At 44.2% G+C, this 6,813-nt stretch carries 7 protein-coding genes; 2 read left to right on the top strand and 5 right to left on the bottom strand.

Going from position 1 to position 6,813, the window contains the following annotated elements; all coding sequences use genetic code 11:
• Positions 1 to 8: 8 nt before the first annotated feature.
• The 5 genes from FD01_RS03315 to FD01_RS03295 form a co-directional block, all read right to left on the bottom strand.
• A complete protein-coding gene (locus tag FD01_RS03315; protein ID WP_056962570.1) occupies positions 9 to 380 on the bottom strand; it encodes a zinc ribbon domain-containing protein in 372 nt (123 codons plus the stop codon).
• 22 nt (positions 381 to 402) lie between these two features.
• The gene (locus FD01_RS03310) at positions 403 to 2,751 is read right to left on the bottom strand and encodes an LPXTG cell wall anchor domain-containing protein (protein WP_056962569.1); all 2,349 of its coding nucleotides are present in this window, start codon (positions 2,749 to 2,751) and stop codon (positions 403 to 405) included.
• Between the two features lie 491 nt (positions 2,752 to 3,242).
• The gene (locus tag FD01_RS03305) at positions 3,243 to 3,749 is read right to left on the bottom strand and encodes a hypothetical protein (RefSeq protein ID WP_056962568.1); all 507 of its coding nucleotides are present in this window, start codon (positions 3,747 to 3,749) and stop codon (positions 3,243 to 3,245) included.
• Between the two features lie 162 nt (positions 3,750 to 3,911).
• Positions 3,912 to 4,286 carry a hypothetical protein gene (locus FD01_RS03300; protein WP_056962567.1) on the bottom strand — a complete coding sequence of 125 codons (375 nt, stop codon included), beginning with the start codon at positions 4,284 to 4,286 and terminating at the stop codon, positions 3,912 to 3,914.
• 60 nt (positions 4,287 to 4,346) lie between these two features.
• Positions 4,347 to 5,936: an exonuclease domain-containing protein gene (locus FD01_RS03295; protein WP_056962566.1), complete on the bottom strand. Its 1,590-nt coding sequence runs from the start codon at positions 5,934 to 5,936 to the stop codon at positions 4,347 to 4,349.
• A 216-nt stretch (positions 5,937 to 6,152) separates the two neighbouring features.
• On the opposite strand from FD01_RS03295, the gene FD01_RS03290 reads away from it, so the two are divergent.
• The gene (locus tag FD01_RS03290) at positions 6,153 to 6,467 is read left to right on the top strand and encodes a nucleotide pyrophosphohydrolase (RefSeq protein WP_056962565.1); all 315 of its coding nucleotides are present in this window, start codon (positions 6,153 to 6,155) and stop codon (positions 6,465 to 6,467) included.
• Complete coding sequence (locus tag FD01_RS03285) at positions 6,464 to 6,793, top strand: GIY-YIG nuclease family protein (RefSeq protein WP_056962564.1); 330 nt, start codon at positions 6,464 to 6,466, stop codon at positions 6,791 to 6,793. The genes FD01_RS03290 and FD01_RS03285 overlap by 4 nt, the downstream gene beginning before the upstream one ends.
• Positions 6,794 to 6,813: the final 20 nt, after the last annotated feature.

Here is a 6,813-nt window from a genome sequence, read left to right as displayed (position 1 = left end):
CGTGTGAATCATGGGATTGCGCTGCTTTTTTGAAATTCTATGAATAATCCAGGTTTCTGGATCCCAGCGTCGATTTGCGCCACTTTCACGGTTTCAGGTATCATCGCTTTTAATGTTTCAAAAAAGGCTGGTGCGACTCTAGCCAAGTTCTCAGCTCTGCCAAAAATCGTATTGAGGTCGTGAGTTTGCCGCTCCCCGATCGGAAAAACATCGCCAAATTCAGCAGTCAACGCGTCGCCACCCCATGAAATTTGCTGAGGTGGAACGGTATTTGTGATCATTGGCTGGTTGGAGTCAGCGCTGCGATACCCGCAAAATGGGCATGATGCCGCCGTATCCGAAACCTTGGTCCCACATTCTGGACAGTAAACTAACGCCATAACAGTTCCTCCAATTAATAACTTAATGCATCCGGCGACGGCGAGCAGTGAACGTCAATAACCCCACAGCAAGACTAGCCCCGACCACAGAAAGCCAAGTGGATGGACGCTCGCTGGTCTGTGGATATTGCGTTGCGGTGGTGTTTGCGCTGACTGGATTAGTGACACTCCGACGCGCATGGGCTCGATTCATCTGTTTTGGGCTACTATTCACGCGATTGCGCGCCGCAGAAGCCTTTTGACGTTGCGATTGTGAGGCAGAAACATCAGATTGATTTGACATCGAAGCCTCTGACTTGGCTTGATTTGATGAATCCACACGCACTGATGGTGCAGGATCTAAATTATCGTTGGTTGTAGTTTCATTGTTTTCATTAGAATCAATCACAGGCACAACCACTGATGTATTCGTGCTGGATTTGGGTTCATCAACTTCATCAGTATCTGTTGTAGCGACAGCAACGGATCGTGCAGATGTCGTGTTTTCAGTCGGTGTTATTTTGCTGTTTTTATCATCTGATGTATTCACCTTCACAGAAGGTGTCGCATTCGGGTTCGTGCTTGAGTCAGGTTCATTTTCTTTATTAACACTTGATCCGTGTACATCAACTGAAGGTGCAGAATCTGTGCTCTGATTTGATGTCACTTCGCCATCTTTATCAGAATTTGATGCCTTTTCAGCAACAGATTGCGAAGGCGCTGTGTTTTCATTTGACTTAGTTTCACTAGAATCAGTTGCACTCGCAGCTACAGAGGGCGCGGAATCGGTGTTCTTTTTTGATGTCGTTTCGCTCGGTTGGTTTGAATCTGATTCGGATACTTCTACGGACGGTTTAGCTTGTGAATTTTCGTTTGAGCCATCAATATTATGGTCTTTATTACCGGACACGCTTTCGACCGGTGCGGTATTTTCCTGGTGCTCAGTGGCTGCACTCGATGTTGTCACTGAACTGTTCGTACTTGAACTCGACTGTTCCTGTGTTTGGACATAAACGACCGCATTCGCATCACCGAACTTGACCGTGACATCCGTCGTCTTTTCACCCGGTTGAACATTTTCGCTTTGTTTTGCCGCCAACTGATACCCGGCTGGCAAGGAAATCGCGACCCCATCTGGTTCAATGGTCAACGCCAACACAACATCCCCAGAATCTGCGTCCAATACTTTAATTTCACGAGGAACTGACACCGTCACTGTCTGCTCAGGTTTCGTGAGCGGCGCCTCTGGTAAAATGATTTCAGTGTTCATCGCCGCATCTGGTACAAAAGTCTCTGGTGTTTCAAAACTCGGCAAGGTGGCTAAATCAGCAGTAGGCGCAACCAAATCGATCGGTGACTCGATCATGGTCGATGTAAATTGTGGCAGTGAAATCTGACTAATTGCAAAACTTTCATGAGCGGTTGTTGCTGCCGTTGTCTCTTTGACAGGTGTGGACACAGCCACAGCGTCGGCCGGACTGGTGGTTTCAGTCATACCGTCATCCCCAGCTGACGCACGTTGCAAGGCTTCAATCCATTCGTGAATCGTACTGCTGAGATTCGATTGCGCAATCATTTTGGCATCATCAGCAACTTGCTGATCAGCGTCCGCTCGCATCTGCGCGATTTCAACCACTTCTTCTTCAGAAGTGATATCTTCATCTAGTTGATTTAATTGTTCTCGGGCTGAGTCTAATTCATTCAATTGTTTCGTCAGTTGGTCATAAGTAGACAACAAGGCCTGCGCGCGATCTGAATCTACTTTCAGCGCGTCTTGTTGGGTCGTCAGCTGGGTAACTTCAGCTAATAACGTTTGTTGTTGTGCTTTCAAAGTTGCATCAGCTGATGAATCTGTGTCCGCTGATTGAATCTGTTTGGCTACAGTTTGGAGTTGGGCATAAACAGACTGTAACTTGTTTTGGGCATACTCAAGCGTCGTCATCCCAGACTTCAATTGTGCTTGTCCGTTTAACAACTGTCTATGGTTTTCTTCTAACTGCGCATAATCTTCGGTCGTTGCAGTTTTAGGGTCATATTTAGCAATAGCTTGTTGATAAGTAGACAGGCCTTGCTTAAAGGTTGACAGACCTTCATTGACTTGTTTCAAGCCTGCTTGATACTTCGTTTGTCCCGCATTATACTGTTGAATACCTTCAGCCAATTGCTGAGTCTGGTAATTAAGCTCTTGTTGCTTGGCATTATATTCGGTAGCCTTTTGTTGATATTGGGCTGTTTGTTCATTGTGTGCTTGAATCTGTTGTTGAGATTGTGCTTGTGCAGCTTCAAAATCATCTTTATTTTGATTATATTGATCTGCCGCATCTGCATAAGCTTTGGTGTCCTTATCAATTTGTGCTTGTTGTTGATCAGCCTGTGCTTGCTGAGCTTCCAAATCGGCCTTTTTTGCGCGGCGACTTGAGCGCTCGCATCAGCTTGCAACTGCGTGGAAACGACATCTTGCAACTGTTGAGCAATTGTCGGCTCAACCTCAGGCGTGTTGCCATCGTCATTCGAATTCGTGGCGGATGCAGTTGCTGACGTTTTCGTGGTTGCGGTCTGCTGGCTAGTTTGAGTCGTCACTGCATCTATTGCCGGCGTTTGCTCATCTGCCAAAACTTTCTGTCCTGTTGTGAATAGCCCCGCCGCGAGGATTGCGACTCCTGTTTCAATGCCCACTTTCATGCCTTGATCCCCCATAATTTTCGAATTACTTATATTAAAACACTTTCACGTCTGTCAATCAGTATAAAGCGATGACATTGTGATAAAAATATTTTTACAACCACTCTCAACCGCATCTCCATATTATTGGAACCACAATGGTAAATGATCCCGTCATCAACTCAAAAAAGCTTCACCCACCTTTTGTTTGGGATGAAACCTCTAATACCGTTTTACCACCGCAGTCCGCACATTGATTTCTACCATTGTATGCCCGTCCCACAAATAGATCTTGTCATACGGCACATCAGCTAGTTGCTTTAATACCCCGTCCACTTCAGCCCGTGCATCTGGCATCACGTGAATGAACAGATTATTTTCGTTGAAGTGGCGATATTGTTCAAATTTCTCAGATTTCCGCTGAACCGCGCTGGCCACATCGTTCAACGCGCCAGAAGCTAAGGCTCGCTGATCGTTTTTTTCATTGAATCGGTAATGCGTCTCGATGCCCATTCTTGCAAGCGCCCGGCGCTTTTGTTTAGTCGGCTCTTGGACCAATAGTTGTCGGAGGTCATCACGCACACCAGCCGTCACTTCAACGCCGATATTGTCAATTTCATCTTGAATATCGGGTCGATCCGCCAACTTCGCATGTTTGAAGCGGTCAGGTAATCGTAATTGTAAAGCTTCCAATGCAGTTTGCTCAGAATGCAACATTCTTGTCGGCATGCGTGCACCTCCTTTGCTATCATCATATCATCGCCAAACAAAAAGCGCACAGCTTCGCAGTTACCAACATTCTCGGCTTGTGCTTTGGAAATTTTCATCGAATTCCAGTGACTCCAAATTTAACGATATTTCAGCTGAATCGAAGCAAATCAACTCGTAATATTACCCGATAGTTTGTTCTATTTCGTCATCATCTTGGTCTGCAGTCTCAACGACTAAATATTGATCCCGTAAACTTTGACGAATCTCTTTGGTAAGTTTTTGCTTTGCCTGAAGAAGTGAGTACAGTTGCACTTCTAGCTCGTTTGCGTCCCGTTGCGATTCGACTTGATTGACACGGTATGCCTTTTGATTGGTAAAAACCATTTCAGGATATTCATATTTTGGCGCTTGTGTCTTAGCTTCAGGCCCAGGGAAGACTTTCTTGACGATCATCATGATAAAATTGGCTGTAATCAGTTTTCCAGTCTGATGCGCTGTATCCTGATCAAGTAAAAAATGAATTCCATTTTTAGTTGTTACCACTTGTAAATCCATGACAATTCCCCCATAAAATTGACCACAAAGCTAAACTTTAAATAGATAAAGTAATTAAAGTTAGCTTGCAACGGCACCGACTTTACCATCCATAAGTTGTTGAAGAGCATCGTAACCAATAATTTGAATCTTGCCACCCTCTTCTTGGCGGGCAATGGCATCCAACTCTTTTTTACTATGCACGCCATCTTTAAGGCGACTATCAACTTGAGTGCCAAGCACCAGATAATCTGTTTTCCCAGATACTGATCCAGTTGCTCGACCACCATGGGCTTTGATGCTTTCAACTATCTCTTCGCGTGGTGCTTCCATAAAGTCACCGGTTACCACAAATCGTAAACCAGCGAGTGTTTGTGGTTCATCGTCAAGTTTAATTTCCACTCTGGAAAGTTTGTTATCACGGAGATGTTGATACAGAACGAATTCAGTTAACGAATCATTCAACGCATTGTGGGAGCGATTGACCACACCGAAGTATTTCTTCAAAGTTGGTAACTTCAAGTTTGGTAATTCTTCAGGAAAATCTCTATCTTGGGCCAAATTCCAAGTATCTAGTACCTCGACTTGATCTTCGTAAAAACCATTGGCAAGAATAAATGGAATATCAAACTTAACAATATTGTGTCCAACCAATGGCAGGTTGCCAACAAAGGTCATAAACCGCTGCATGACCGGCTCAATATCATCTGCATCTTGCATATCCGTTGGTCTAATCCCAGTGAGATAAACAATTTTTGCTTCAACTTCTCGATGAGGATTAACAAATTCATCAAACTGATCCACAATCTGGTCATTCTTGACTTTTACGGCAGAAAGTTGAATGATCGCGTCATTTCTTGGTGAAAAGCCACTGGTTTCAATATCGAAAACGACGAAATCCTTGAGTGATCGGTGAATTTTTCGAATAATCGGATCCTGATGTACTTGACCGCGACGCTCCTCGCCCCACACATTAGTCTCATTTAGCTGGGAAACCTTTGGACTCGTTTTTGGTTGAACGACATTATCTTTCACAATTTCGGATTTAGCCGGCACGTTCTCATTCTCTTTCACTAAATCTGCCGCGACATCATCATTTCCATGTTGCGAAGCTGACGAGGAGTACTTCACTTCAGAAAGTTGAGACACGTCAGACTGAATTTGAGTGTGATTTTTACGTTCTTCATCAGTTCCTGCCGATTCATTTTGGAGAACTTCCACAGCATCGTTAGGAGTAATTGTCTCGTCTTGAATTGTTGTGGTCATTGTCTTGGACTGCTCTTTATCCTTAATCAAACACGAAGAATTAGACTTGTCATCTTTCGAATCAGACTCGTTTGTTTGATCCTCAGTTACTGTAGCAGTATTTGCTTTGTTTTCGACAGGACTGCTCTTAGATTCTGGATGCTTTAACTGACGAAATTCACTCCGAGAAATGACAAAGCGTTTCCTCACACCAGCAATCGTGACGACGACTTTTTTGCCCCACACGATCGACCAAAGCGCCCATCCCATCCAAAACAATCCAATATAAATTGGGGTCAGGATAAACCCGCCAATGAGACCGATGAGTTGGCCCCAACTGAGGTGTCGTTTTAAGAAAATGGGTTCATTACTGGCTACTTTTGCGGCAAGTAACGACTCAAACTCTTCACTACCAAACTTTTTCATTTTCTCCCCCTTGAAATTAAAGCTCGATGCTATTAAGATGGCCGCGAATAAAACTATGTCGTTTATCTTATCACAATCTGTCGTTTCACCCAACTTTTACGCAGTTTAGAAGAGTTTACAATATATTTATCAATCACGTGATTTTATTGAAACACCCACTCGATTTACCCCACACTTTGCTATACTTGAGTCAAACATATCCTGGGAGGTTTCATAATGCAAACCAAAGAAGTGATGGCAGATCTCGTCCGTTTTCGAGAAGAACGCGACTGGGACAAATTTCATACCTTGATTAACTTGGCGCGGGCTTTAAATATTGAAGCATCCGAAGTTGAAAAAATCTTTCAGTGGAAAACTTCAGATGACGAGCTGTGCGAACAAGACCGCCAAGACCTCAAGCTGGAAGTCGCTGATGTCCTAACCTATGCCTATTACATGTGTGACCGGCTAAATGTGGATCCTAACGACATTATTGAAGAAAAATTTTCTAAGAACAAGAAACGTCACTGGGATTTTGAGGAACAAAAATGAGTGAACAAAGTCCCGTTGTTTTTCCAGTTACATACGGTCGTGATGGTTTAGCAGTGTTGAACAATATCCAAGACGAAAAAAAGCGCACATTGTTGCTGGATTACCCAACCGTCTATGTCATCGGCACCGAAGACAAGCGCCATGCAGTCATGTTGTACGTCGGTGAAACAACTGATATTCGCCAGCGGACCATTCAACATATGGACATTGACCCTAGTAACCACGAAGAGTGGCAACAAATCGCGCAAGGCAAAGACGGTCGCATGGTGGTAATCGGTCATCCCCATTTCAATCCTGGATTATTCACCTCGGTATTTGGGACATGAAATCGCATCTGGCCGGTCTG

Source organism: Lacticaseibacillus manihotivorans DSM 13343 = JCM 12514 (assembly GCF_001435035.1).
Classification (GTDB): Bacteria; Bacillota; Bacilli; order Lactobacillales; family Lactobacillaceae; genus Lacticaseibacillus; species Lacticaseibacillus manihotivorans.
The sequence above is the reverse complement of the archived record's forward strand: the minus strand, read 5'-3'. Positions and strand labels throughout refer to the sequence as shown.